The sequence below is a fragment of the Rossellomorea sp. DA94 genome, from assembly GCF_029834455.1.
GTDB lineage: Bacteria > Bacillota > Bacilli > Bacillales > Bacillaceae_B > Rossellomorea > Rossellomorea vietnamensis.
In genome coordinates this window covers 2,031,666-2,058,539 of the sequence record NZ_CP122397.1, presented here as the reverse complement: position 1 = coordinate 2,058,539, position 26,874 = coordinate 2,031,666, and the positions used below count along the sequence as shown (strand labels likewise).

General features: G+C 41.5%; 22 protein-coding genes. 8 read left to right on the top strand and 14 right to left on the bottom strand.

The genetic code is table 11. The features are described from left to right. Positions 1–3 precede the first annotated feature (3 nt). From hydA to P8596_RS10615, 7 genes are all read right to left on the bottom strand, one after another. Positions 4–1,431, bottom strand: a complete 1,428-nt coding sequence (hydA, locus tag P8596_RS10645) for a dihydropyrimidinase (protein WP_279726774.1) — start codon at positions 1,429–1,431, stop codon at positions 4–6. A 16-nt stretch (positions 1,432–1,447) separates the two neighbouring features. Beyond that, complete coding sequence (gene preA, locus P8596_RS10640) at positions 1,448–2,734, bottom strand: NAD-dependent dihydropyrimidine dehydrogenase subunit PreA (protein ID WP_224520192.1); 1,287 nt, start codon at positions 2,732–2,734, stop codon at positions 1,448–1,450. Between the two features lie 24 nt (positions 2,735–2,758). Next, on the bottom strand, positions 2,759–4,114 hold the full coding sequence (locus P8596_RS10635) for an NAD(P)-dependent oxidoreductase (protein ID WP_279726773.1): 1,356 nt from the start codon (positions 4,112–4,114) through the stop codon (positions 2,759–2,761). Positions 4,115–4,185: 71 nt separating this feature from the next. Further along, positions 4,186–5,076, bottom strand: a complete 891-nt coding sequence (locus P8596_RS10630; protein WP_034759979.1) for a nitrilase-related carbon-nitrogen hydrolase — start codon at positions 5,074–5,076, stop codon at positions 4,186–4,188. Between the two features lie 426 nt (positions 5,077–5,502). Next, on the bottom strand, positions 5,503–6,957 hold the full coding sequence (locus tag P8596_RS10625; protein WP_279726987.1) for a carbon starvation CstA family protein: 1,455 nt from the start codon (positions 6,955–6,957) through the stop codon (positions 5,503–5,505). A 224-nt stretch (positions 6,958–7,181) separates the two neighbouring features. Beyond that, positions 7,182–7,700 (bottom strand): ankyrin repeat domain-containing protein, encoded by a 519-nt coding sequence (locus tag P8596_RS10620; protein WP_279726771.1) that lies wholly within the window; start codon positions 7,698–7,700, stop codon positions 7,182–7,184. Between the two features lie 100 nt (positions 7,701–7,800). Next, a complete protein-coding gene (locus P8596_RS10615) occupies positions 7,801–9,969 on the bottom strand; it encodes a DNA topoisomerase III (protein ID WP_279726770.1) in 2,169 nt (722 codons plus the stop codon). 150 nt (positions 9,970–10,119) lie between these two features. Between P8596_RS10615 and P8596_RS10610 the strand changes: the two genes are divergently transcribed. Continuing rightward, positions 10,120–11,109, top strand: a complete 990-nt coding sequence (locus P8596_RS10610; protein ID WP_224520197.1) for a YeiH family protein — start codon at positions 10,120–10,122, stop codon at positions 11,107–11,109. Positions 11,110–11,238: 129 nt separating this feature from the next. Here the strand turns inward: P8596_RS10610 and P8596_RS10605 are convergent, their stop codons facing one another. The 3 genes from P8596_RS10605 to miaB form a co-directional block, all read right to left on the bottom strand. Beyond that, entirely contained in the window at positions 11,239–11,775 is a 537-nt protein-coding gene (locus tag P8596_RS10605; protein WP_034759992.1) for an outer spore coat protein CotE, read from the bottom strand. Positions 11,776–12,034: 259 nt separating this feature from the next. After that, the gene (locus P8596_RS10600; RefSeq protein WP_034759994.1) at positions 12,035–12,466 is read right to left on the bottom strand and encodes a YlbF/YmcA family competence regulator; all 432 of its coding nucleotides are present in this window, start codon (positions 12,464–12,466) and stop codon (positions 12,035–12,037) included. Between the two features lies 1 nt (position 12,467). Next, on the bottom strand, positions 12,468–14,033 hold the full coding sequence (gene miaB / locus P8596_RS10595; protein WP_224520198.1) for a tRNA (N6-isopentenyl adenosine(37)-C2)-methylthiotransferase MiaB: 1,566 nt from the start codon (positions 14,031–14,033) through the stop codon (positions 12,468–12,470). A gap of 370 nt (positions 14,034–14,403) precedes the next feature. Between miaB and P8596_RS10590 the strand changes: the two genes are divergently transcribed. Continuing rightward, positions 14,404–14,979, top strand: a complete 576-nt coding sequence (locus P8596_RS10590; protein ID WP_224520199.1) for a CotY/CotZ family spore coat protein — start codon at positions 14,404–14,406, stop codon at positions 14,977–14,979. Positions 14,980–15,024: 45 nt separating this feature from the next. Here P8596_RS10590 and P8596_RS10585 read toward each other — a convergent pair whose 3' ends face one another. Both P8596_RS10585 and P8596_RS10580 read right to left on the bottom strand, forming a co-directional pair. After that, on the bottom strand, positions 15,025–15,411 hold the full coding sequence (locus tag P8596_RS10585; protein WP_224520200.1) for a hypothetical protein: 387 nt from the start codon (positions 15,409–15,411) through the stop codon (positions 15,025–15,027). Between the two features lie 12 nt (positions 15,412–15,423). Continuing rightward, on the bottom strand, positions 15,424–16,605 hold the full coding sequence (locus P8596_RS10580; RefSeq protein ID WP_224520201.1) for a ParM/StbA family protein: 1,182 nt from the start codon (positions 16,603–16,605) through the stop codon (positions 15,424–15,426). A gap of 228 nt (positions 16,606–16,833) precedes the next feature. On the opposite strand from P8596_RS10580, the gene P8596_RS10575 reads away from it, so the two are divergent. From P8596_RS10575 to P8596_RS10565, 3 genes are all read left to right on the top strand, one after another. Beyond that, positions 16,834–17,601: a CsxC family protein gene (locus tag P8596_RS10575; RefSeq protein ID WP_224520202.1), complete on the top strand. Its 768-nt coding sequence runs from the start codon at positions 16,834–16,836 to the stop codon at positions 17,599–17,601. Positions 17,602–17,798: 197 nt separating this feature from the next. Continuing rightward, positions 17,799–18,554, top strand: a complete 756-nt coding sequence (locus tag P8596_RS10570) for a CsxC family protein (protein ID WP_224520203.1) — start codon at positions 17,799–17,801, stop codon at positions 18,552–18,554. Between the two features lie 45 nt (positions 18,555–18,599). Further along, the gene (locus P8596_RS10565) at positions 18,600–20,135 is read left to right on the top strand and encodes a hypothetical protein (protein WP_224520204.1); all 1,536 of its coding nucleotides are present in this window, start codon (positions 18,600–18,602) and stop codon (positions 20,133–20,135) included. A gap of 149 nt (positions 20,136–20,284) precedes the next feature. Here P8596_RS10565 and P8596_RS10560 read toward each other — a convergent pair whose 3' ends face one another. Beyond that, positions 20,285–21,043, bottom strand: a complete 759-nt coding sequence (locus tag P8596_RS10560) for a CsxC family protein (RefSeq protein ID WP_224520205.1) — start codon at positions 21,041–21,043, stop codon at positions 20,285–20,287. A 322-nt stretch (positions 21,044–21,365) separates the two neighbouring features. Here P8596_RS10560 and P8596_RS10555 point away from each other — a divergent pair, with 322 nt between their 5' ends. After that, on the top strand, positions 21,366–22,433 hold the full coding sequence (locus P8596_RS10555; protein WP_279726768.1) for a coiled-coil domain-containing protein: 1,068 nt from the start codon (positions 21,366–21,368) through the stop codon (positions 22,431–22,433). 41 nt (positions 22,434–22,474) lie between these two features. On the opposite strand, the gene P8596_RS10550 is transcribed toward P8596_RS10555, so the two are convergent. Next, entirely contained in the window at positions 22,475–23,677 is a 1,203-nt protein-coding gene (locus P8596_RS10550) for a hypothetical protein (protein ID WP_224520207.1), read from the bottom strand. Between the two features lie 265 nt (positions 23,678–23,942). Here P8596_RS10550 and sat point away from each other — a divergent pair, with 265 nt between their 5' ends. Further along, positions 23,943–25,103, top strand: coding sequence for a sulfate adenylyltransferase (gene sat, locus P8596_RS10545; RefSeq protein ID WP_224520208.1), 1,161 nt, complete (start codon positions 23,943–23,945; stop codon positions 25,101–25,103). A 13-nt stretch (positions 25,104–25,116) separates the two neighbouring features. Then, entirely contained in the window at positions 25,117–26,874 is a 1,758-nt protein-coding gene (locus P8596_RS10540; RefSeq protein WP_279726766.1) for an SLC13 family permease, read from the top strand.

The window sequence follows — 26,874 nt, the reverse complement described above, 5'->3', positions numbered from 1 at the left end:
TTTTCAGCTCTTAGAGGATTGAAGTGCTGCACTCTCTTCATTTACCAGCAGGTCACCGTATTTCGCTCTCTTAATATATTTGCCGGTACCCTGCTTTCCTACAAACTTTTTATCTTTGATGACATATTCACCCCTGGATAATACAGAAACCGGTTCGCCTTTGATTTTCATGCCTTCAAACGGGTTATAATCTGCTGCCATATGATGGGTCGCAGCAGAGATGACTCTTTCTGCATCCGGATCAAAGATGACGATATCTGCATCCGATCCAACGGCAACGGTCCCTTTCTGAGGATACAATCCAAACAATTTGGCACTCCTTGTTGACATGATATCTACAAACTGATTCAAGTTTATGCGTCCTTTTTCCACCCCTTCTGAGAATAATATGGATACACGGTCCTCAATGATCGGTCCGCCATTCGGAATTTTAGTGAAATCTTCTTTTCCTAGATCCTTCTGTCCCTGGAAATCAAAAGAACATTGATCAGATCCCAATGTTTGGAGCTGCCCGCTTTTCAATGCATTCCATAAAACGTCCTGATGCCACTTTTCCCTGAGTGGAGGTGACCATACGTATTTGGCCCCTTCAAAGTTGGGGCGCTCTAAATAGGTTTGGTCAAGTACAAGGTATTGTGGACATGTCTCCCCCCATACATTCAACCCTTTACTCCTCGCCGCTGAAATCTGTTCCACAGCCTCCGAGCACGAAACATGAACAACATATAATTGGGAATCGGCTAATCCCGTTAATTTAGCTGCTCTGCCGGTAGCTTCCCCTTCAAGTTCAGGAGGTCTCGTCAAAGCATGATAAATCGGTTCCGTTTTCCCTTCATCTAATGCCTTCTCGGTTAAGTACTCAATGACATCTCCATTCTCTGCGTGAACCATGACGAGTCCCCCGAGTTCCCTTGCAGCAACCAGTGTTCTGAATAGGGTTTCATCATCTGCCTGAAATACATTTTTGTACGCCATAAACACTTTGAACGAGGTGATGCCTTCCTGCTGTATGACATCAGGCAGCTGAGAGAGTACCTCTTGATTGATCTCCCCGATCATCAGGTGGAAGCTATAATCGATAACGGCTTTATCCTTTGATTTTGCATGCCATGTATCGATGGCACTTTGAAGAGTTTCTCCTTTATTCGTTAAACAGAAATCTATGAGGGTCGTTGTCCCACCAAATGCAGCGGCGATTGTTCCCGTTTCAAAGTCATCCTTTGAAACCGTGCCACCAAATGGCATTTCCAGATGTGTATGGGGATCGACACCTCCTGGAAAAATGAATTTCCCACTTGCATCGATCACTTCAGCCTCTCCTGGATCAAACCCTTTTCCAATCGTTGCAATCTTTCCGTCTTGTATCAAGATATCTGCTTTATACGTATCGGTTGCTGTGACAATCGTTCCATTTTGAATGATCTTTTCCATTACGGTACCTCCTGGGTTATTTTACTGCATTTACTTTAGAGCCCGACAGGTTACTCATGACTGCTTGACGTTGGTTCCAGGTCATCGGCATCTGACCACTCGGAACTTCAATCATGTCTATGGCACCATCAACCGGACAGACAATCGAGCATAGGTTACATCCGACACAATCTTCCTCCCGCACCTTTAGATAGCTATTTCCATCAGGATCCTTCAGCATATCAATACACTGATGAGATGTATCTTCACATGCAATGTGACACTTATTACAATTGATGCATACGTCATTATTGATCTGGGCAACTACGCTATAATTCAGATCCAGATTACCCCAATCGGAAAATCTAGGCACTGACTTCCCGACGATCTCCTGAACGCTTGATATTCCTTTTTCATCTAAATAATTACTCAATCCATCCAGCATATCCTCGACAATCCTGAAACCGTGGTGCATGGCAGCTGTGCATACTTGCACCCCGGAAGCACCCATGAGCATGAACTCAACGGCGTCCTGCCAGTTCGACACTCCCCCCATGCCTGAAATCGGGACATTGATCCTCGGATTCCTGGCACATTCTGCCACCATGTTCAAGGAAATAGGTTTCACTGCAGGCCCGCAATAGCCACCGTGAGCTCCCTTACCGGCTACATGAGGAATGGTGTTCCAAGAGTCCAGATCCACTCCCGCAAGACTATTGATCGTATTGATCATACTGACAGCATCCGCTCCGCCTCGGACGGCTGCTTCGGCTGTCACGGTGATATCTGTTATATTGGGTGTCAGTTTAACAATGACCGGTGTCCTGGCCACTTCCTTTGCCCAATGAGTTTGCTTCTCGACCAGCTCAGGTACTTGACCGGAGGCCGACCCCATCCCGCGTTCAGCCATCCCATGGGGACATCCGAAATTCAGTTCCAATCCATCAACGCCTACATCCTCCACTTTTTTGACGATTTCATGCCACTTTTCCTGCTTCGGCTCCACCATTAGTGAAGCAATGATGGCATGATTCGGGAATCTCTTCTTGGTTTCATATATCTCTTTTAAGTTCACTTCCAATGGACGATCCGTAATCAGTTCGATATTGTTGAAACCCGCTACCCTCTGGCCGTTAAAGCTTACGGCTGCGAACCTGGAAGAAACATTTATGATAGGTTCACCCAACGTTTTCCAAACCGCACCTCCCCAACCAGCCTCGAAAGCCCTTTGAACCTGATACCCTGAGTTCGTTGGCGGAGCAGATGCCAACCAAAATGGATTAGGTGATTTGATCCCCGCTAAATCTATGCTTAAATTCGCCATGGAATTCCCCCCTCTTTAACAGTTTTAATTCATTTTTACTGTCGAACAGATCTCATGTAAATGGTATGCTGCCTGCTTCCCTTGCTCTGCTGCCGTAACAACCATCGCCTCCCCGATACCTTTACCGAATACAATGTCCCCACAGGCAAAAATCGTAGGATTCGACGTTTGAAAAGTACCGGGATCAACCTTCACCACTCCTTCAGAGTGGTCCAACCCGAATTGTTCAATGAGTGTAAGATGACGGGTCTGTCCTATGGCTTTAATGACGACGTCAACGGGCAAAATGAATTCGGATCCGTTAACTGGAATGGGGCGCCTTCTTCCATCAGTCCCTTGTTCACCAAGCTCCATCTTGATACATTCAATCCCTGTAACCTCTCCTTTTTCATTTCCGATGATTCTTTGGGGTGCCGTCAACCAACGAAATTCCACACCTTCCTGCTTGGCAAATTCGTATTCGAAATCATAAGCTGTCATTTCTTCTTGAGTACGCCGGTATAATATTTTCACATTTTCTGCACCTAGTCGAATGGAGCATGTGGCTCCATCAATGGCTGTGTTTCCTGCACCGATCACCACTACTTTTTTACCGATGTACTCGTCATTCAACTTGCCGCTTTTGGTGGTTTTCACAAACTCGATGGCATCATGCACGCCTAGCAGTTCTTCTCCTTCAATCCGTAAGTCCGGTACACTTGACATTCCTGCAGCCAGGATGACAAAGTCATGGTTCATTAGGATTTCCTCGGCAGAAATATCCTGACCCACTTTTACACTTGTACGGATCTTTACATTCAGTTTCTTTACCTGTTCCACTTCCCAATAAGAAATGCTCTGAGGAAGGCGGAACGAAACGATGCCATAAGTATTTAAGCCCCCCGCTTCGTTTTCAGCCTCATAAATCGTTACATCATATCCAAATCGCGCAAGTTCCCTTGCTGCAGAAAGCCCTGCCGGTCCCCCTCCGATGATTCCGACTTTCTTTCCGTTAGGCTCTCCCGCTTCAAAGAGCACAGTGTCATTATGTCTTGCCCAATCTGTTGCATAGCGCTGAAGATCGCCGATCATAATGGGTTTGGTTGAAGAATTAAGTACGCATGCTCCTTCACATAGCTCCTCTATCGGACAGACCCTTGAGCAGCTCGCCCCAACGGGATTGGCAGACATGATTGTCTTAGCGGAACCCTTTAAATTCCCTGAGGCAATCTTTTTGATAAATGATGGTATATCGATGCTTGTCGGGCAGGCTTGAATACAAGGTGCATCATAACAGTACAAACATCGATTCGCTTCCTCCAATGCCTCCCTACCCGTTAATCCCTTATGGGTTTCCTGAAAATTCTTCTCGAGATTGAGTAATGAAAGTGTGTTAGACAAACTGACTTCCCCCTCTTCATTTCCGATTAATGAATCAAAATGATGGAGCACTCCTTATCGTTCCAGCTTGGTTAAGGAAGTAACGCCGTCATATCGTTATAGGTTTCGGGTCTCCTGTCACGGTAAAACTGCCACGTGTCCCTTACTTCCCTTAATAACTTTTTATTCATTTCCCCGATGATCACTTCATCCTGATCCCTGCTTCCAACTGAAACAAAGCTCCCTCTCGGATCGACGAGATAGGACTGACCGTAGAATTCACCCATATTCCAGGGACCTTCATATCCGACACGATTGATTGCTCCCAAATAGTACCCATTTGCCACTGCATGCGCAGGTTGTTCAAGTTTCCATAAGTATTCGGAAAGACCCGCTACGGTCGCTGACGGATTAAAGACAATTTCTGCCCCCTTCAACCCTAATAAACGTGCTCCTTCAGGGAAATGCCTGTCATAACAAATGTAGACCCCTACCTTGGCATAAGCCGTATCAAATACCGGATACCCGAGGTTTCCAGGTTTGAAATAATATTTCTCCCAGAACCCGTATCCTTCCTCCCCGACACCCACGTGAGGGATATGCTGCTTTCGATATTTGCCCAAGTATGTTCCATCTGCGTCGATGACAGCTGCCGTATTATAGTAGGTTGCTATTCCTTCCCTCTCATAGATCGGCAGGACGATGACCACACTCAGCTCTTTGGCCAACTCCTGGAATTGTTTTGTAGTCGGACCATTCGGAATTTCTTCTGCAGAGTCATACCATTTAGGATTTTGCTCTGAACAAAAGTACGGCCCATAGAATATCTCCTGCAAGCATATGATTTGAGCACCTTTTTTCGCTGCATCCCTCACTAGTTCCACATGCTTTTTGATTGCATTCTTTTTATGGACGTCCACTGTTTCATTCCCGTCCACATCATGAGAAGCCTGAATGAGTCCGATTGTAACCAAATCTGACATTCCAATTCCCCCATTACATTAAGATTTTTTATAAAATAGTAAGCGCTTTCATTGTTATAGTTTCATATGTGAACACTTACTAGAATTCACTGCCTTTAAATGAATTCTGAATTTTTATTATTTTCACTTAATTTTAACCCGTACGAAAAAAGATTGCATTACACGTTTTGTAAAACGAAATACCCTCATCATTTGTCATTATGTATTGTCATTAATGTTTGAGCACTCTTGTCCGTTTCTCATAAGGTATCATACGTACTCTGCGAAATTTGTAGAATAATTTATTTAAATCTTATAAAAATTCAGTTTTCAATCGACAAAGTTCACAATTCTTCCTTTTTCCTTCTTTTATGAAAAAAAGAATTCACACGGTTTTAAGCACGTACAAAAAAACAGCCTTCTCAAATGAAAAGGCTGTTTCTTCGATTAACGGTATGAATTGACTGATTTCATTTTCAGTGACTGCTGTCTTTCCGGTCTGTACTTAACTACTTGTCCAATAAACCAGATCAATACGGCTAACCAGATGATGGCACCAAGAACCATGGAGGTTGAATAGGAAAGACCGAACCCTTCAGGTGCATAAAAAATATACGAACCTACCACTCCAGTCATAAACAGTGCAGGAAGGCTGCAAATCCAGTGAAATCTTGCTTTCTGCAATAAATAGATGGAAGCGGTCCAAAGCATGACCGTCGCAACTACTTGATTCGACCAGCCCACATATCTCCAAAGAAAAGTATAATCGATTTGGGTCAGCAGGAAAGTAGGTACTGCAACAGGGATGACGAGTAACCCTGGAAGCCATTTCCCTTTCATTTCTTTCTTCCTAAAATCGCTCAGTAAATCTGAGAGCATCATACGTGACGATCTGAGGGCGGTATCCCCTGTCGTCACCGGGAGTATGATGACACCAAGGACGGCCAGTATCCCGCCGAGAGTCCCAAGTGTCGTTTTGCTGATCTCATTAACCACCCCTGCAGGTCCTCCTGAAGCGAGTGCTTCTTGCAAACCGGCTGTTCCATTAAAGAATGCCATCCCTGCAGCAGCCCAGATAAGCGCTATGATTCCTTCAGCAACCATCGCCCCATAAAATACTTTCCGACCTTCGCTCTCCCGTTTCAGAGTCCTGGCCAAGATCGGACTTTGAGTGGAGTGGAAGCCGGAAATGGCTCCGCATGACACGGTGACCATTAAGAGAGGCCATAAAGGCAGGTCGCCTGGATGCATGTTCTCAAATGTTAAATTCGGGACCGGGTGTTCAAAGAAGAATAATCCGATTCCGATTGCCACCGCCATAAATATAAGTATCGCACCGAAAATCGGATAAATCCTACCGATGATTTTATTGATCGGTAAAACTGTTGCAATCAGAAAATATGTAAAGATCATAACCAGAGACGTCATAAAGTTAAGTGGCGTCACCTCTGCCATAAGTTGCGCCGGGCCAGATGTAAAGGCTGCCGCTACCAGGATCATTAACACGATGGACAAAATGTTCATGACGGACTGAACGGGTTTCCCTAAATATTTCCCTACGATTGTCGGGAACTGTGCCCCATTATGTCTGAGAGAAAGCATCCCGGAAAAATAATCATGTACGGCTCCAGCGAACAATGTTCCTATCACAATCCACAGAAATGCGACGGGACCGTATAAAGCACCCAGGATCGCACCGAAGATCGGACCCAATCCCGCAATGTTCAAGAGTTGTACGAGACTTGCTTTCCACCAGCTCATGGGCATATAATCCAAGCCGTCTTTTTTTGCATATGCAGGTGTGATATTGGAATCATCCACCCCGAAAATCTTTTCTACCACCTTCGAATAAAAGAAATAACCAACTACCAGAATACAGATGGATGCAAGAAATGTGAGCATCACGATGTCCTCCCTTCACTATTTGAAATTAACGTTTATTCTAATACGAAAAACGACAAATAACAACAGAATTTTCTAAAAACATTATTTTTTCAGAATATACAATCATAAGTAGATTCAGATAAAGCTTATCAAACTAACAATGAAACCGTGTACAACTTATAAAAAATTTTTTCAATATAGCAAAAAACGCACCCCCACTTTGGAATGCGCCTCATCGTATTCTATATTTTCGTTTTAACAAATTTCTCGTGAGCCTTCAAGAAATCCTTATTATTTCGTTCAGTAGCGATCTCCAAAGGAGATTGGGTATCTTCTGATTGGTTGGCTCGATCGTCTCCATAAGCCAGTAACAATGACACAATCTCAGCAGAACCATCGAATGCAGCAATATGTAATGGTGTATGGCCGGATGAATCACTCTGATTTACATTCGCTCCCTGATCGAGCAGGAATTCCACTAATTCTTTTGACGCTTTACCGGCAATTCCTGCATGTAATGCTGTGTTGGATGGAATGTAGGATACCTTTGAATTCGAAACGGAATTGATGTCTGCACCAAAATTCAAGAGAATCTCCACAATTTCCTTTTGATCAAAATGCGACGCCACCCCGAGTGCGGTTAAACCTTGTTCATTCTCTGCATTACAAAGATTTGTATCATTTCTTAACGTTTGTTCGACTACCGCTTTATCGCCCGTTTCGATTGCCTCGAAAAACTCTTCAATTGTAAAGGATATCACTGATTTCACCTCGTTTTTTCATAATTACAAATATTCTACCAATTAATTATGATAAAAGATAGGGATGATTGCCAAAATAGGCACTCATCCCCAGGAATGGCTACTGATCTAATTTTAATTTTGCCAATGCATCAGCTAATGCTGTATTGACCGGCTCTTCCGTCTGCTGTGTTTTTAAATATTTATTAACATCCCTTTTTGTCGCTTTACTATTCTTTTCTTTTTTTCTTCTATCATTGAATGTCGATAATTTTTCTCTATGTCCACAAACACAAGTGAATGTCTGGCCTTCCCCTTCTCCTCTTAAGTCCAGGCGTTTATGGCAATTCGGACACCGGGCATTCGTTTTCTTGCTGATATTTTTCCGGTGACCACATTCCCTGTCTTGGCAAACCAGTTTCTTTCCATGCTTATTCTTAATTTCCAACATTAAATTCCCACAGTCCGGACATTTGGTACCTGTCAGGTTATCATGGGTGAATTTTTGAGTTGAATGTTTAATTTCACTGACGGACTTCTTCGTATAATCCTTGATTTCTTTCAGAAATTCCTGCTTTTTCAGGGAGCCGTTGGCGATTTTTTCAAGCTTTTGCTCCCACACCGCTGTCAAGGTAGGTGACCTGAGATCCAGAGGTGCAAGTTCCAATAGTTGCTTCCCTTTGGAAGTTATATGAATATCTTTTCCTTTTGACTCTATTACCCCTGAATTGAAGAGTTTTTCAATAATATCTGCCCTAGTTGCGACAGTTCCAAGGCCGCCTGCCTCAGAAATTGTAGCGAGCAGGTCTTTATTGCTTTCTTTCATGAACTTCTTAGGGTTCTCCATGGCAGACAACAGTGTTCCCTCATTAAATCTTCCTGGAGGATTGGTTTGTCCTTCCGTTTCTTTAATTGACAGAACCGGATAGGCAGTCCCCTCTTCCATTCTGGAAAGAAGTTGGTCCGCTTCTGTGTTGTGATCATAGAGTTCTTTCCATCCGGAGTCTACAATCCGCTTCCCTTTTGTTTGAAATGTTTCTGACCCGATTGAGGCATCTACAGTCGTTTGTTCGTACTGATAGGGAGGAAGGAATACGGCTAGGAAACGCTTGACGATCAAATCATATATTTTTATTTCCCTGTCCTGCAGCTTCTGAATAAAAGGTGTTTCTTCCGTAGGGATGATCGCATGGTGATCTGTCACCTTTTGATCATCTACATAAGCTTTTGACAATTGCACCGAGCCCTGTAACGCCCTGTGGGCCACCTTTCGGTAAGGTTGAACGTTCACCGCTTTCAATCTGTCCTTGAGTGTTGAAACCATATCACTTGATAAATGTTTACTATCTGTCCTTGGATACGTCACCAATTTATGCTGCTCATACAATTTCTGCATGATAGAAAGCGTTTCTTTAGCAGAAAATCCAAAGATCTTATGGGCATCTCTTTGTAATTCAGTCAAATCATAAAGGGAAGGTGCAACATTTTTCTTCAATGTTTTCTTCACAGACTGAATGACGATTTCCTTCCTGTCTTTTAATGACTCCATGATTGAAGTGATTTCTTCTTTGGAGAACGTTTTCGTATCATTGTTTTTCCTGTTGGACCACACAAAGGTCCCTTTATCCGTCACTGCTTGTATTCCGTAAAAAGGTCTGGGGGTGAAATTCTTTATTTCCTCCTCTCGCTGCGCAATGATACTTATCGTCGGTGTTTGTACACGTCCGCAAGACAATTGGGCATTGTGCTTGGTGGTCAAGGCTCTTGTTGCATTCATCCCCACGTACCAATCAGCTTCGGATCGTGCCTCGGCGGCAGCATATAAATTTTCGAAGCTTTTCGCATCTTTCAGTCTTTTGAATCCATCCTTGATGGCCTTATCGGTGACAGATGAAATCCATAACCGTTTTAGCGGCTTATTCACCCGGGCTTTTTCAATGATCCAACGGGCGACAAGCTCCCCTTCACGACCAGCATCGGTGGCAATGACGATCTCTTTTACATCAGGACGGTTCATTTGCGCTTTGACCGTGCTGAATTGTTTCCCTGTTTTCTTAATCACGACAAGATTAAGGGACGGTGGGAGCATGGGAAGATCCTCGAGCTTCCATGATTTATATCGATCGTCATAGCTTTCAGGTTCTGCAAGGGTCACCAGGTGTCCAAGAGCCCAAGTGACGATATAATCATTCCCTTCCAAGAATCCATTTCCACTTTTCGTACATTGAAGTACTCTGGCAATATCTCTACCGACAGAAGGTTTTTCTGCCAGGACCAAAATCTTTTTCATGTAAAAAATCCTTTCATTACTGGGTCTATATTTTCTATATCTTTTCTATTTTAACATACAATAAATAGAGTAGTGCATTTTGGTTCACGCCATTAGGGAGATTGTACTATACTTATACATGGTCGATTTTAATAAAGGAGCTAATGAATTTTGCAACATGACAAACACAAAGGCTCCATTCTTCCGAGGGAAGCCTGGGGCCTCTTCATCATCCTATTAATCAGTTTATTATCAAGGGGGTTGGGCATTCTTTTTCCACTGATCGGCAGCTTGTTATTTGCGATCTTGATCGGGGCGATCCTCCAAAACACAATAAAACTCCCAAAAGCTTTCGATCCGGGAATACAGTTTACTTTGAAGGTTCTATTGAAAGTGGCTATCGTTTTTCTGGGTGTCGGATTGAGCCTTTACGATATCCTCCATATCGGTCAAAGAGCTCTATGGGTGATATTTTTCTCTGTTACCATAGGTATTTCAGTAACTTATGTTGTCGGGAAATGGCTCCGTATCGATAAAAGGTTGAGCTTATTGATCGGGATCGGCACCAGCATATGTGGAGCCACAGCGATCTCAGCCGTTAAAGGGATCGTCGGCGCTAAAGAGGATGAAACCGCTTATGCATTATCCACGATCGTCTTCTTTAATTTAATTGCATTTGTTACGTATCCCATAATCGGTCAACTTCTCGACATGTCTGATCTATCGTTTGGGATCTGGGCGGGTACCGCCGTACATGATACTTCTTCGGCGGTTGCCGTTGGTTATGCATATGGAGACGAAGCAGGTGAAGTTGCGACGACGGTGAAGCTTGCCAGAACATTATTCCTGATTCCTGTGATGTTCATCCTTCCGTTTATCTTAAGGAAGAAAAGCACAGGGGGATCTCATTATAAGAAGGCCTTTCCGTGGTTCATATTTTTGTTCCTTGCGGTGTCACTGCTCCATACGTTTGGATTGATTCCAATGACCATGGAGTCATACCTGAAGAGTTCCTCCAAGTTCATGATCATCATGGTGATGACGGCTGTGGGTCTTCAAGTAAAAGGAAAAGATATCATCCGTCTGGGAATTAAACCTCTCCTGACGGGATTGATCGCTTCTATCACATGCGCTGTCATCAGTTTATTGCTTATCCTCTAAGCGAAAACAGTAACGACATTTCCATAAAAAAAGAGCATCTGCACAGATGCCCGTTGGTTCATATCCATTTTCCGACTGCTTACGTGCTAAGAAGAAAAAACTAGGAAGAGGCCGTCTTCCTAGTCTATTTTATTCTTCGTCGCCTTCTAAGAAGTCTGGATCTAACTCTTCAAATTCTTCATCATCCAAGTCGCAATCCCAGTCTTCATCGTCACAACCTTCAGGATTCACTAGGACACATACTTTCGTTTCTCCGATAACTTCCACCAGGAATTCACGTTCGACGTGAACGATGATTTTGTTACCGTTCGGTGAAATGACCGCTTCGCAGCAATTTGGCTGTTGCAGTACTCTCGCACATACTTCAATGTCATCTAAGCAGTCTGGATCACGGTATTTTAATTTAATGCAATCTGTATATTCTACTCTCTCGGTTACAACCGAAGTTTTCGTGTTGTCACTGTGGGAGTACCATACGTTGATTTCGTAAAAACCGTGAACTTCAACCTTCTTGCCGACTTTGTGTGCTTCATACTGATGGTTAATGATCCAGCAGCCTAAAATGCTCGATGGATTATGCGGTGGGCAAATCGTATGATGAGACTGTGTAAATTTACGTCCCTTCGCTACGACCGCTTTAGTGATAATCTCTCTATATTCTGCCATTCGAGCGAACCTCCTCATTCATTTTCAATTCATCTTATGCGACTATCTAGGTGTTTGTGCGAGTAAATTTTATTACATAATGGGATTGTTGCTTAGATAATGTATTGTATGCGAATCCCAAATGAATGTTCCGGAATGCGCTTGAAGGGAATGGTGAAATAACAAACAAAAAAAAACGATCTATACAGGAAAGGGAGATCCCTTTCCTGTATAGATCGTTATGACCTGAAATCGTCTTGCATTTACTATGATTCCTGAATCAGGAACAGCTGCCAGGGGCTGAATTTTTCACATGTGATCCTGTTTCCCCACGGAGTAAGTCACCACCAGTAGTCTCGATGATATGATCTGTCACATTATTTGAGATCACAGATGCAACGATTTGGAGTAAATCATTCACATCCGTTTGGGATTCCTTAAATTGTTGAACAACCGGAATCTCATCGATTTCCTTTTCAAGGTTTTCAATTTTCGCCTCAACCATTTTCAGGGCTTCGATTTTCCCGTAGTGTTGGAAGTTAACGGCTTGTTTTTGTAAACTCTTGATACTTGCGATCATTTCACGAACTTTTTGATTTTCGTGGATCTGTGCTTCCGCCCGCTTGAAGAAATCCACTTCTTCCGTTTCAGCAATCATCGTTGCCAGCTCTTCTGCACGTTTCATAATATCGTCTTTTGTATACTTTGCCATATTATTTCACCTCTACTGCTTCCTGGAATTCTGTTCCGATTTGGCCTTCTCCTACCATTTCCCCATCCAATGACCAGGACTTGGCATCTGTGATCTTCACTTTCACTATTTTCCCAATGGCTGTTTTAGGAGCCTTGAAGTTTACGAGCTTACTGCGTCTTGTGTAGCCTGCCAGAATGTCAGGATTTTTCTTGCTTTCCCCATCCACAAGTACTTCAACGATTCGACCTGTATATTTCTTCATCGCTTCAGCAGAATACTCTTTCACCACTGCATTCAGCCTTTGAAGGCGTTCTTTCTTCACTTCCATCGGCACGTTGTCATTCATCTTCGCTGCAGGGGTACCTTCCCGTGGAGAGTAGATGTAAGTATATGCTGATTCAAAGCCAACTTCCTTATATAAAGAAAGGGTTTCTTCAAATTGTTCATTGGTCTCATTGGGATAGCCAACGATAATATCTGTCGTAAGCGCCACGTCCGGCATGGCTTTTTTAATTTTACCCACTAATTCCAGGAATTGTTCCCTTGTATACTTTCGTGCCATGATTTTCAGGACATCTGTCGAACCTGATTGAACAGGTAAATGAATGTGCTCGACCAGATTTCCTTTCTTGGCAAGAACTTCGATTAAATGATCATCGAAATCCCTTGGATGACTGGTAGTGAACCGGATACGTGGAATATCCACCTTACGAAGATCATCCATTAAGTCACCCAACCCATACTGAAGGTCTTCAATATCCTTACCGTATGCGTTGACGTTTTGACCAAGGAGAGTGATTTCCTGGTATCCTTGTGCAGCCAGATGGCGGACTTCCTGAATGATTTCTTCAGGACGGCGGCTTCTTTCTTTCCCTCGTGTATACGGTACGATACAGTATGTACAGAACTTGTCACATCCGTACATGATATTGACCCATGCCTTGATATTGCCACGACGGACTTTCGGAAGGTTCTCAATGACGTCCCCTTCTTTCGACCAGACCTCAACGACCATCGCCTTGGACATATAAGCATCTGATAATATTTGAGGAAGACGATGAATATTATGCGTTCCAAAGATCATGTCCACCTGTTGATAGGTTTTCAGGATTTTGTTGACAACCGATTCTTCCTGGGACATACATCCGCATACTCCAATTAATAGATCAGGCTTTTCCCGTTTTAAATGTTTTAGGTGTCCTAATTCGCCGAACACCTTATTCTCAGCATTTTCACGAATGGCACAGGTATTCAATAGGATGACATCCGCATCATCTGTCGAATTCGTTGCTTCATAGCCGAGTGCCATGAAGATCCCTGCCATCACTTCTGTATCATGTTCATTCATTTGACAACCATAGGTACGGATATAGAATTTCTTTCCTTCCCCGAGTCCTCTATATTGATCATCGATTGTAAAGTCATTATGGTATTTAATTTCTTCTTTCCCACGCTTCTTGGCATCTTTTAACGACGGCGGGATATAGACACTTTCAAAGTACTTGCTGTAATCCTTATCAGATTTTTGGTCTGGTGGTGATACAGACTTCGATTGTTGTCCATGTTTTCGCTGTTCTTCGTTCATGAATAATCCCCTTTCTACCTCTATAACCAAACCGTTTTCTTCTATATATAAAGCCGGCCGAATTAACAGGATAAACATTGTTGCACATTACTATAGTATAAAGGTTTTCAACCTTACATACAATAGAGTCGCTTAAGTGTTGAAAAATGTTTTCATTCCTATCATAGCTACTGATTGTATCGTTTCATTACATATATTTTCTCCTTTCAGCCACTCAGGGAAACACATTCTTCTATCAAATCCTATACACTGATTAACTACCAAATATGTACCTGAAATCTATTTTTATCACTTTAGGCTAGAGGCTCAATCGAATATTCCCTTGTGAACGTATGATAATTAGTAGTAAATTGTAAAGGAGTGTTAAATAATGAGTTATAGTAAGAAATCAAATGCTCAGGACAACTATTTCCATGAAGATTATCAAATGCACAAATGCCATGACTCCCGTTCCAGGCATTATAATCATTGTGTTGAAGACGTTTTAGAAGCAATCCTTGAAGCTCAGAAAAAAGTAAAAAAAGATCATGGTTGTGATACTTCGTGTAAAAAGTCGATTGAGGATTTACTTTGTGAAAAAAAGAAACACAAAAAAAATACCATCCCTTTCATTTTATATTGTGGATGCGAGCCATTTAAGGGCACTGGTGTCACTACCTATCATTGTCATTCGAAAAAGAAAAAAACCTTCAAATGCATCGAGACCTACGTCTTTAAGTTAATAGACCTTGATCATAAATGTGCGACTCTTGAATTACTAACATTTAAATCCGACCACCACAAAGGCGATTCCCATTCTCATCATGAAAGTAAATGCGCACTTTCTTCACCTTGTAAACAGATCGACCACAAAAGTGTGGATGACTTGATGGGAACCGGTATTTGTATAACTGTAGACTTGTCTTGTTTCTGTGCTATTACCTGCCTGCCTGCCGTTCATTTATAGATGCATCCCCAATGAAAAAAGGTGAACGAAAGTCGTTCACCTTTTTCATCCTCCAAAAGCTTCAAGCAAATCGTCAATTTCTTTCATTCCAACGGAAGTATGATCCTGTTCTTTTGGACTTTTGACGGTGTATTCGTTCAAGTTTTTGGAGGAATCATTTCCATGTTGAAGCAGCAGTCTCTTTAATTCCAATAATTCTTCTAATATGGCATGTTCGGATTGTCTATGAACTTGAACCGGTTTAACGTGGTGCAGGTAATCATGCAGTGCAGAAAAAACAAGATGATTCAATGTATTATTCTTTGCATGATAGGCGACTTGCTCTACAACCTTTGAAGTGATGGCTTTCGTTTCACCAGTTTTAACATTTACGAAGCTCTCGGGGATCGTTAGAATTGTATCCTGAAAGTAATCTGCATATTTTTTAGGCATATTCATCACCCTTTAGCTTTTTGTATATTCAATATGCGCAGGATTATTTTTTAGTTGATTTAATTTTGCAAGGATCATTAATCCTGATACATTTAATCTTTCCATATTTTGCGGGAAGAATAATTCAATAGGGCGTCCTCTTTCTGCCCATTTCACGGCCGCTTCCCTAATATGGGATTCGGCTATTTTTGCGGCACCGCCAACTGCAATGTATTTGACCGCCCCTTTGATTTCATTTGAGCTGTTCCTGACCCGATCGAAATGTTCCAAGTATTTAATGGCCAATGATTTTAACTGAGGAATGATATATTTACTTATATCTTTTTTCACACCGGCGAATGGTTCTACATACCACTCGGATTGACCTGCGACCAGTTTCTCCTCAAGCTCAGACCTTGAGTCGAACTTGTATAGCTCATACTTACTTACCTTTTGTATGATATGATCTAAAAACTGGTTGATCCCGAAAGGCTCTCCCTCAATGGAGGCTACTGGCTTATTGTGTTTAATCCCTACAAAATCCACTGAATCTCCTCCCAGATCACCGATTAGGATCCCTTTGGCAGAGTCATGTAAGAGAGATTCATCTTTAACCCCCAGTGTCTCACTATCCCGTGTTAACGCCAGGTATGCACAGGCTCCTTCAGCCCCGATAATGACATCTTTTATCTGAAGTCTTACAATGATTTCTTTGGGGGCAATCATTCCAGGAACCTTGTGTAGATATACTGTATGGGTTCCGATTAAACGGCTTTTTAACGTATCTTTCCGCTCTTTATACTGAGTGGTCGGCAGGGAGACCGCCAATTGATCGATTTCAAAGGATAGATCTGTATCAGATTGGCTGTTCATTACAGCATGATGGGCCAACATGCCAAATAAAAGGGTGTACGTACGGTCTTCATCTACCTTCTGATTATTAAAGGATGTCAAACTCACATTTCGCTGCCTGGCCGCCGCCTTACCGATATAATATGGATCCCTTTTTTCATGAAGTGCTGAACTGTTCACTTCCACAATCAAATTGTCTTGTAGTATAACATCCTCGTCGTCGTAAGGTCTCTCATAAAATTCTTCATCAAATAACGCAATTGCATTTGGCATGGAATACTCTCTCACTTCACCTTTAGTCGATACAATGGCTTTATAAAAGCTGTTACCCAAGTCCACTGCTGCATAATTATGCCTATCCATTACATCCTCCTCCTTCCCTAAAGCTTATGCCGGGATAGAAAACATCTGTGCACGTACCCAGTCATAAATTTTTCATGGCGGTAACGTAATATGGATTCATTTCCGCTAATACTTTTTCTCTATTAAATTTCCACTCTTATACTGATTCATATATCCACTCTTAATAGATTCTGTCAGCATACTATAAAGTGTAGTTTAAATATTGTTTATTAAATAGGAGGAAAAAAAATGAGTGATTATAATAAGAATAAAAATTGTGTGAACGTAGACAAGTCTGCTTCACTCGATCACTGCGACAACACAACAGTCGATCCCATTCTAACCCCGGCAGGTGAAAGAATTGTCCATGTTCCAGTAGATTTAGGTGTATATCGTGTATCAAGTAACCTTGAAGCACACATTACATTTCCAGAGCCTGTAATGGAAATCAAAGATGTAAAAAAGAAAGTCGAAATCGTACAATGCCGTTTAATGACGATCCCAACAAGCGATGACGACTTCAGTGCTGCTGGTGCACAATTTCCCCTGCTATTATCAGGATATGTGCGCAAGAACATTCAATATGCAACACCTAGTGGAGGATCGGGTTTCGACGGATCCTGTATATCTTCTGACATTAAATCTTTAACAGTCCGTGTACCTTTCAAATGCATGACGACGATCACACTGGATTCTCCAGTCCAGCTCCCAAGAACAAATAACCGTCAGGAATTTGACTTCTTCAGAGCTCAAGACTTAGGGACAGGCTATCCAGAGAAGGATCAATATTTATCGAATGATATTTCCCAATTCCATCAATACAGCAATCAATACTACAATCAACTTCCTTATTGTGAATTGCTTTCAAGCAGCATTTTAGAGTGGGATGAATCAACAGATCGTGTATCCGAAGGTCCTGTAGGTGAAGGATATTTCTACAATATGCTAGAAAAAATGTCCCTCAACTTTACCATTAAAGTATTACAAAAACAGCAAATCCGTCTTACTGCAGAATAAGCAGTAACCTACCATCATCAGCACTCCCCCTACTGTTATCGATAACAGTAGGGGGAGTGCATTTTCTTTCTGTACAATATTCTCATCAGTATTTGTGGCAGGCTTTCCATAATTAGTCTCTATACATATAGGCTCAGGCCCAAACAACTATCAATCTAAATCATAAGATGGCATTATCTTGCTCTAGGAGGCCACTTATGTTTGATAATCATAATAAAATGTCCGATTGTCATGCAACGTCAAATACGCATGATTGTAAAAACCATTGTCACCACCCAAAAGTCAGTATCGGAAAAATCGTGACCAAGGTACCTGTCGTATTGGCTGAACTGACCCTACAGGTAAATGTAGATGCAACGATTACCTTTCCAGAAGCCGTTCTGGAAATTAAGGATATTAAAAAGACAATAAAATTAACACAGTGCAGACTGCTTCTTCCTTCTAATAAACTTTTTGTAAAAGGGTTTGTACGAAAAAACATCCAATATGCAAGCCCATGTAAAGAAATTGAAGAAACGTCCCTTTCTTCGATTGCTTCAGATCTTCACTCATACACAGTGGATATACCATTTCAATGTGTGACAGACATTAAGCATTTCTTATCAATGCCTGTCATGCCGGAAGTGAATAACCGTCAGGAATTTGATTTCCTCATTTCAAAACCGCTGCCTTCCGGATATCCGGAAAAAGATGAACTACAAACCCATGATTTATCTCAATTCCATCAGGAAAGCCATCAATTCTATAACGAAATCCCTTATTGCGAGTTGGTTTCTAGCAAAATCATCGAGTGGGATGAAGCCATCGACCGGTGTCCCCTCCCTCATTCCGGTCCTATTGGAGAAGGATACTTCCGTACAATCGAAGAGAAAATGGTCATAGATATATGTGTAAAAGTCCTACAGAATCAACAAATACGGGTTATCTCCACCACGAATGATGATTGCGAATGAACATGACTATTCAATCATTTTTAGAGAGGAGGTAAATGATTAGGTGTGATGTTAAAGCGCACCGATATCACCATGATTATGAGAGAAGACAATAATGATATAGAAAGCTATTTTCTGAACAAAATGAATGAAAATGAAAAAAACAGCCGAAAATCTCCATCATTTTCTTTATTTAACCTTACTCAGAAGCAAGATCTTTCCTTACAAGATCATGTGACGAATAAAAAAAGTCCCATAAAAGATAACGACCTGCCAAAGGGATCTCAGGAAAAAATTCATTCCCACCCGACGTTTTTCCCTCCACCTAAGGTGATGGATATGGCGGTAAACCAAGAAAATAAACTGAGCAAAATCGATGGTTCAGCTGATGAGCAGGAACAAGGGGACTTGAAGTCCGATAAAACTGTAAAGGAATTATCTGAAACCCTGAACAATACCGCCCCTTCGAATTCAAATGAAAAGAATGAGATCGAGCCCTCCGTGGAGGAAGAAGTTCTTATTGAGGGTTCTGAAGCAGGAAATGAACCTGTATCGATCCGGGAAGAGATATTCATGATGCTGGAGGAAGAGCTGGAGGAACAACGAAATCTCTATCAAGACCAAGAAAACCATCACGAACGAAATCAGAATCCCACCGATGCTTCTCCTCCTGCACTTGAAGAAGAAATGCTTTATTCGGATCATGAATTTGATCATAATGGAAATCACCTACCTTCATTTAGTCATTACTTAGAAACAATATATTGTGAAAATAAATCAAGTCCGCTGACAAGTAAGCAGACTGATTTCGTTCATTGCATTGGTTCCTTAACCTCGGTTCTCAAAAAAATTTCCACAGAGCGGGAAACGTTCATGGAGCATGAAGAGGATATCAGGGACGATAAACATGAACATCAAGAGGAGACCGATGAAGTCAAGCATGCACCTCAAGAAGATATCGAGGAAACCGAACCCCAACACCCAAGTCTGACGGCATTAAAAGAGCGTTTCGAAAATGAACTATTTTCAGAAGATCAACACCTGGAAAGTGGCACTGAAACCTCTGTACCCGACTCTCGCTCTTTAACTGTAAAGATTCCCGTTGTACTGTCCACTTTGCAGATTGAGGTCGCCATCTTGGAAGACGTTGAATTACCGTTTCCAATTGAACATATACTCTCTATAAATTGGTCTATCCAATCTCTAAAAACGAATATTCCCATTCCTGCTGGAGTTGTGTTTGTGAAAGGGACGCTTGTTGCTTCGATTCAATTTGTAGATCCAGGAGAAACAGCTTCTATACACTCTATCAAAATTCCGATTCAATGGGATCGCACCATTCCCATTCGTTGGATACTTCCGCCTACTATCCCTGTGAGTGAGAAGAGAGAATACACATTCCTGGCAGAAAACACCCAAGAACCAAGCACTCATCATGAATGTCATCATTCCTTCTGTGAACCAATTGAACATTTTCTACAAAATTTCACGTTTATCAGTCACCATGAATCCTTTAAGCAGAATGGCGAGTCAACTTTAAAGATTCAAGGTTGTTTACAGGTAAGCCTTCATTTAACACAAGAACAATTTGTGCACGTTTAGTCAGATGATCTGGTTCAATGATATGTAAAAAGAGGAAGGGGTTCACCTTCAAGGTGAACCCCTTTTCAACTCGTCACTCTGCCCTCTCACAGTTATCTTCATAATCTCTTACAATGCCTTTCAAGAAAGCATGCACCATCATTTAGTCATTATTGTTGGATGATATTTCTGAAACGATTATAGACTACTTCTGGACCTTGCTCTTCTCCTCCACCTGTATCCCCGTCTCCAGCCATTTGCTGTTTCTTCTGAGTTAATTTGATTAGAAGATTGATGTCCATTTTTTCTGTAATTTTATTAAATCGTCCCCAATTGTCAAAGTTCTCGGTAATATCCCACTGATTAACAGCAGAAGCAAGAAGCTTGCATTTAATCGGCTCATTATTGATTTCAAACGTCAATGATCCAAATTCGCAGCGGTTAGCTCCCATTCCGTCTTTGGCAAGTTCTCTTCTTTGCAACACATTCTTCTTAATGCTGAAGTCAATTCCGAACGGATTGTTGACAGGGGTAGCCAGTCTCACTCGATCATACGCTTTAAAAGGAATATCAACACTATAATCCTTTACTACTCCATAGGAACCTTCTACATATTGAATGTTCTTATGGACAATCCCTTCTACAAATAATTTCACGTAATCCGGAAACCCTGGTACAGGAATTGCTTTACATTGTGTGAGCGAGACGTTTTTCTCGATGTTTTTAATGGCACTAGCATAAGTTGGCAGATAAATATCCGCTTCTGTTAAAGATTGAAGAAATACATCTCCAAGAACAACTGTTACTTCTTCTAAATCAAGCTCCGGTACGAATGTTTCTGTAAATAAGCTTTTTGATTTTGCTTTATCGCTTGATGGTTGTGGAGGGCATCCTTGATGACCAAATCCGCAGCCTGTATTCTTTTTCATATCCATTCACTCCTGATAGTCATAAATTAATCAATGGAAAAGGTCATAGTTGTAATAAAAACAGTGAGAATTCCTTTTCTATTGACTTACTATAATCTATGAATTTTTTGAAGAAATGAGTGGACGACTGTCGGTAGGCTTAAACATATTTCTAGCACTCCTTCTAGTAATCTATGAAACAAGTTATGAACTCATACACAGTAAGCTATTAATCAATCTAGACAGCTTGGGTACTTGTAACGTTTAGCCAATTGGGTCCATACAATAGAGTAAAAGTCTTTAGGAGGAGATTATCATAAGGGAGGATGCGAAATTACCACCGATGTACACCATTTCCGATCAAGAGATCCTCTATTTGAAATCTGAGATCGAGAACTTGAATAAAACGATCCGAACTTTGAAAAGCAGTTATTTGTATGCTGAAAATGAGTACCATAAGGAACAACTTCAGAAGGCGCAGGAGGAATTAACGCTTGCTTACCGCCGGATCGATGAGAACGAAACCGTTGAGAGGGAACTTATAAAAGACCGAAACCTGTTTAAAGAAGGCAAAGAGAAGCTGGAAAGTCAGGTAAGGGCACTTCATGACGCCCTACACGGCAAGGATGAGCTGTTGCAGCAGTCGCAAGTGAGCCAAAATGACCTTCAACAGGAACTCCTTTCCATCAAGCTTGAAAAAAAACAATTATCTCATAAAATAACGGAAATCGAGAAGGAGCAACGAGATCTCTTCAGTAAAAATCAATCCCTATTGGAGGAAAACATCCTGCACCTAAGAAAAATAGACAGCTTAAACAGTGAACTGCAAGGAAAAAAACTTCATATTTCAGATTTAAACTCAGCTCTGGCCCATTCAGAAGATACGAAAAAAGAAATATTCTTTAACCTGATAGCTAAAACCGAAGAGTTGGAAAAGGCCTTGTCAGAAAGGAAACATACCCTTGATTCATTGCAATTTGCAAAGGAGCAACTAATTCAAGCAGAAAAGCAAAAGATGGAGTATATTAAAACATTCATCAGTCAATATCAAAAACATTTTGAAGAAAATGAATGGTGGCTTTCCTCCCAATTTGCTGATATCGATCAACGTACCAAACTGCAGGATGAACGAATCGAAGCGGTTGAACAAGAACAGGACATTCACTTTACTCTACAGAATGAGGTACTCGAGGGGAAATTTGAGCAAGTGGAGCAAAAGTTTATTGATTTTCTTGAGGAGGTCGACTCTATACGGGAATATAATGTAACCTTGACCCACAGTTTATTGGAGCTCAAACGGCTGGTAGAGAGCCAAAAACGCAGGCAGGCTCCTATCATTACAACACGTCAAACTGCAGAAAAACTCCCAGCTCCGATGGATTATTACTTCATGAAAAATGAAAAGGAATGAAAAAACGATGCCACAGTCGATTCCGTGGCATCGTCTTCTTGTTAAAATGTAATTTTTATCTTGTTATTTGAGCTTAGCTGAAGCTCCTGCTCTTCAAATAGTACAAACCCTAAAATGGTTGAAACTTCCTGTTCCTCAAGAGGTTCAATCGTAAATTGCAGTCCCTCCACTGCTATCGTTTCACCAGGGGGGATGAATGATTCCTGAATCGATTCTATCCAGTATTCTCCTGTGGAATAGGCCTTTTCTAACCAATCCTTCCCCATATACTTCCATCCTTGTGCCCCGTTTTGACCTTGCAGGGAAAAGATTTCGCTCATTTCAGGTGGGAGGATCTGTCCTCCTATTTCAATCTTATCAGGCGGATCCATTCGAAAGCAGATCTTCGGATTCATCAGGTCTACATTTCCTGTGTTCTTTATGAAGAAATCAGCTTTAATGGAATAGCGTTCTGATTTTCGATTGGGTATGACATTGTAATCAAAATATATTTCCGCATATGGCTTTTTTTCCTGAGCCTTTGGAACTTTACGGTTTGCATTTCGCATTTTGATTTCTTCGTACGTTTTATCATCCATTTGGATATCTTTACTTGGCTTCTTCTGAACTTTATGACTGCTTGATTCCCCTGTCTGATTACTTACCGTTTGGAATAGGTGAAGAATATTAAGATCCAGTAAACTTGGCTTCTGATTTCCAAGTAATGTTTTAAGCACACAATGGGTTAGTAAAACAGGACTTTCTTTTAACAGAAATTCTTCATCTTTACACTTAATCGAGCATCTCAGATGGGGAATGGAATGGTGTTCAGGTATCAAATAGTATCCCTTGAAGGGCAGTTCCTTCTTATATATTGAGAGATTTTTCTTTACATTGATGGAATTTAGCCTTTCATTATAACCGACCGAAACAGACTTGCCCTCACCCTGTGATTGACTTGACACTAATTCAACAAACAAATCCCCCTCCCTAATCGTGCCTGTATCTCGTTTTGATGAAACGACAATCCCATAATCGGTTAATAAGCCTATCACTTTTTCATGTATTTCATTGTTTATATTTGCATTCTTTGTATTCACTGATAGCCATACTTTCTTTCCATGAAGGGAACTTTTCACTTCCACCCTCTGTGCTTCTTCATCCAAATGAAATTGATGATTATTCTCCGCACAATAAAATTGGATGGCAGCTACGGAATGTGATGGAATCGTTCCCCAATCATGGTTGTTGATAGATAATTTCATGTACAGGCTCACCACCCTTTTGTTGTAGTCTATGTATCTTATGAATACGGGAGTGAAAATATGAACTTCTTAAGCCTCTTCCGCTTTCATTTCTAGGCAGATGCTTGTTTTATTAAACAGCCCTCTCCCGCTGGCAGATCAACACATAAACTAGTAAAAGCAAGATTGTTAGGTCTTTATAAAGCGAAAATTGAGCCGTAGATCAGATGAATTCTGGTCATCAACTGCTTTATTACATTTATTCTAATTGAAAGGAGAAATTATAATGATATCCCCACACGGAGGTATGCTTGTTGATCAAGTTGTTATAGGGAAAGAACGCGATGAGCTACTTAAAAAGTCATCCACTCTCCCATCAATTACACTCGATTCCTGGGGTCTGTCCGACTTAGTTCTGATCTCAACGGGAGCCTTTAGCCCTTTAACGGGTTTCATGAATCAAAAAGACTATTTACACGTATTGAAAGACATGAGGTTATCGAATGGGTTGGTTTGGAGTTTGCCCATTACACTCCCCGTTCCCAAAAGAGTGAGTAAGTCATTTTCCATCGGGGAAACCGTTTCACTTAAAGGAAAAGATGGGGTGATCTACGGCACATTAGATATTGAAGAAATATATGAATATAGTAAAGAAGCGGAAGCCCTTTTCGTATATAGAACATTGGACAACCTTCATCCTGGGGTTCAAAAGACGTATAAGAAAGAAGACGTGTATGTCTCAGGTCCGGTCAAACTTCTTCGGTTCCCTGCCATTTTCAAAAAAGATTTTCAAACGCCGAAACAGCTTAGAGAGCGATTTAATGAATTGGGTTGGAACACAGTCGTAGCATTTCAAACGCGAAATCCCATTCACAGGGCTCATGAATATCTGCAAAAAACAGCCCTCGAACTAGTCGATGGTCTATTGATACACCCTTTGGTAGGCGACACAAAGCAAGATGATATTCCCGCAGACATTCGTATGAAAAGCTATCGGGTTTTACTCGACGAGTACTATCCCAAAGAGAGAGTCCTTTTATCCACATTCCCTGCTGCCATGAGATATGCCGGACCAAGGGAAGCCTTATTCCACAGTATAGTAAGAAAAAACTTTGGATGCACCCATTTTATTGTTGGCAGGGATCACGCAGGTGTCGGGGATTATTATGGAACGTATGATGCACAGGAAATCTTCAATCAATTTTCAAGAGAAGAGATCGGTATCGAGATATTGAAGTTCGAGCATGCCTTCCATTGTATGAAGTGTGGGGCGATGGCTACTTCAAAAACATGCCCTCATGATGAACTATTTCATATCCACCTTAGCGGTACAAAAGTGCGAAAAATGTTAAGAGACGGAACGATGCCTCCAAAAGAATTTTCCAGGCCAGAAGTGATAGATGTACTTCTTAATGAAATGGGTGAAGGTTCTCAAAGGGAGAGCTGAAGGAGATTACATCATGATTGAATTTTATATTGTCATCATAGGAATGATCGTTATGCTCTCATTACTGGTCTTTGAGGTGGAGCGGCCTGAAATCATTCTTCCATCCACTCTCCTCCTTTTCGTCATGACTGGTGTCATTACGCCACAGGAAGCCATAAAGGGGTTCTCAAACGAAGGGATGTTGACCATCGGTTTATTGTTCATCATTGCGGGAAGTATTCAAAACAGTGGAATTGTCAATCATGCCTTCAAGAAGTTATTAAACCGGTCAACTTCAAGGAAACACATGCTTGCCAAGCTCCTCTTCCCCATCTCTCTTCTTTCTGCGTTCCTGAACAATACTCCCATCGTCATCGCTTTTACGCCACTTGTAAAAAAATGGTGTGAAGATCATCATCTCTCCCCTTCAAAATATTTGATCCCCATTTCATATGCAACGATCCTTGGAGGTACCATAACCATTATTGGTACTTCCACAAATCTCGTGGTCCATGGTTTGCTTCTTGACTCGAACCTGCCTGGGTTCACCTTTTTCGAACTGGGTAAAATAGGGATACCGATTACTCTCATAGGCCTATGTTATCTCATATTTTTCAGTTCTTCCTTACTTCCTGAGAGAAGAAGCAGACCTGTCAATATTGAGTCCTTAAGAGAGTTCACTGGAGAGATTTTGATACTCGATGACTTCCCTTTTATACAAAAAACGGTTGAACAAGCCAGGTTAAGAAGCTTAAAAGGACTATTTCTTGTTAGTATCATCAGGGAAGATGAGACCATTACTCCTGTATCGAATACAACATTATTAAAGGCACATGACCGCTTGATTTTCACCGGAGATATTACCACCATCACAGAACTTCAATCACATAAAGGCCTCCTGTTACAAAGTAATGGCGGCTCCTCATTTCCAAAACACCATCAGTTGACGGAGGCGGTGGTTTCCCATCATTCTTCCTTACTATATAAGAAGATTAAGGATACCAATTTCAGGAGCAGATTCAATGCAGCAGTCATAGCTGTTCATAGACAAAATCAACGGTTGAAATATAAAATTGGCGATATCATTTTAAGACCGGGAGATATCTTACTACTTGCCACAGGAACTGATTTTTATAAGAAAGCCAACACGAATGACTTCTATATTGCCACTACACTGGACAAGACCATGATGACCCGTAAACAGACATTGAACGGGTGGATCTCCGTCGCATTACTGGGAACGATGATCCTTATAGTGACATTAGGATATATGTCGATGCTAACGGGAATGGCGTTTGTGACAGTGTTATTACTTTCATTAAGGATCGCCACTCCCCTGCAGGCAAAGAATGCCATTCAATGGAATGTACTGATGGTGGTATCCTGCTCGTTCGGTATCGGGTATGCGATGATCGAATCGGGTGTCGCCTCTTTCCTTGCCGACCTACTGATGCAAGCTTCAAAGCCGTTTGGCCTTTTTGCCATCGTTATAGCAATCTATCTCCTTACGAATCTATTTACAGAAATGATGACGAACAGCGCTGCTGCCGTCCTCATGTTCCCCATTATCCTGGAAGTTTCGAATACTCTGGATTTAAATCCAACAGCATTGGCCGTAACGGTAACCATTGCCGCTTCCGCAAGCTTTGCAACACCGATCGGTTATCAGACCAACTTGATCGTATATGGCCCGGGCGGTTATCGATTCAAAGATTATTTGAAGGTGGGGATCCCCTTGAATATCCTGACAATGATCACCACAGTAATACTGGTCTATTACTTTTGGTTATGA

Coding starts and splice junctions, on each gene's coding strand:
- hydA (WP_279726774.1), bottom strand. CDS start 1,431: ATGGAAAAGATCATTCAAAATGGAACGATTGTCACAGCAACCGATACG.
- preA (WP_224520192.1), bottom strand. CDS start 2,734: ATGGCGAATTTAAGCATAGATTTAGCGGGGATCAAATCACCTAATCCA.
- P8596_RS10630 (WP_034759979.1), bottom strand. CDS start 5,076: ATGTCAGATTTGGTTACAATCGGACTCATTCAGGCTTCTCATGATGTG.
- P8596_RS10625 (WP_279726987.1), bottom strand. CDS start 6,957: ATGCTCACATTTCTTGCATCCATCTGTATTCTGGTAGTTGGTTATTTC.
- P8596_RS10615 (WP_279726770.1), bottom strand. CDS start 9,969: ATGAAAAAGATTTTGGTCCTGGCAGAAAAACCTTCTGTCGGTAGAGAT.
- P8596_RS10605 (WP_034759992.1), bottom strand. CDS start 11,775: ATGGCAGAATATAGAGAGATTATCACTAAAGCGGTCGTAGCGAAGGGA.
- P8596_RS10600 (WP_034759994.1), bottom strand. CDS start 12,466: ATGGCAAAGTATACAAAAGACGATATTATGAAACGTGCAGAAGAGCTG.
- miaB (WP_224520198.1), bottom strand. CDS start 14,033: ATGAACGAAGAACAGCGAAAACATGGACAACAATCGAAGTCTGTATCA.
- P8596_RS10590 (WP_224520199.1), top strand. CDS start 14,404: ATGAGTTATAGTAAGAAATCAAATGCTCAGGACAACTATTTCCATGAA.
- P8596_RS10585 (WP_224520200.1), bottom strand. CDS start 15,411: ATGCCTAAAAAATATGCAGATTACTTTCAGGATACAATTCTAACGATC.
- P8596_RS10580 (WP_224520201.1), bottom strand. CDS start 16,605: ATGGATAGGCATAATTATGCAGCAGTGGACTTGGGTAACAGCTTTTAT.
- P8596_RS10575 (WP_224520202.1), top strand. CDS start 16,834: ATGAGTGATTATAATAAGAATAAAAATTGTGTGAACGTAGACAAGTCT.
- P8596_RS10570 (WP_224520203.1), top strand. CDS start 17,799: ATGTTTGATAATCATAATAAAATGTCCGATTGTCATGCAACGTCAAAT.
- P8596_RS10560 (WP_224520205.1), bottom strand. CDS start 21,043: ATGAAAAAGAATACAGGCTGCGGATTTGGTCATCAAGGATGCCCTCCA.
- P8596_RS10555 (WP_279726768.1), top strand. CDS start 21,366: ATGTACACCATTTCCGATCAAGAGATCCTCTATTTGAAATCTGAGATC.
- P8596_RS10550 (WP_224520207.1), bottom strand. CDS start 23,677: ATGAAATTATCTATCAACAACCATGATTGGGGAACGATTCCATCACAT.
- sat (WP_224520208.1), top strand. CDS start 23,943: ATGATATCCCCACACGGAGGTATGCTTGTTGATCAAGTTGTTATAGGG.
- P8596_RS10540 (WP_279726766.1), top strand. CDS start 25,117: ATGATTGAATTTTATATTGTCATCATAGGAATGATCGTTATGCTCTCA.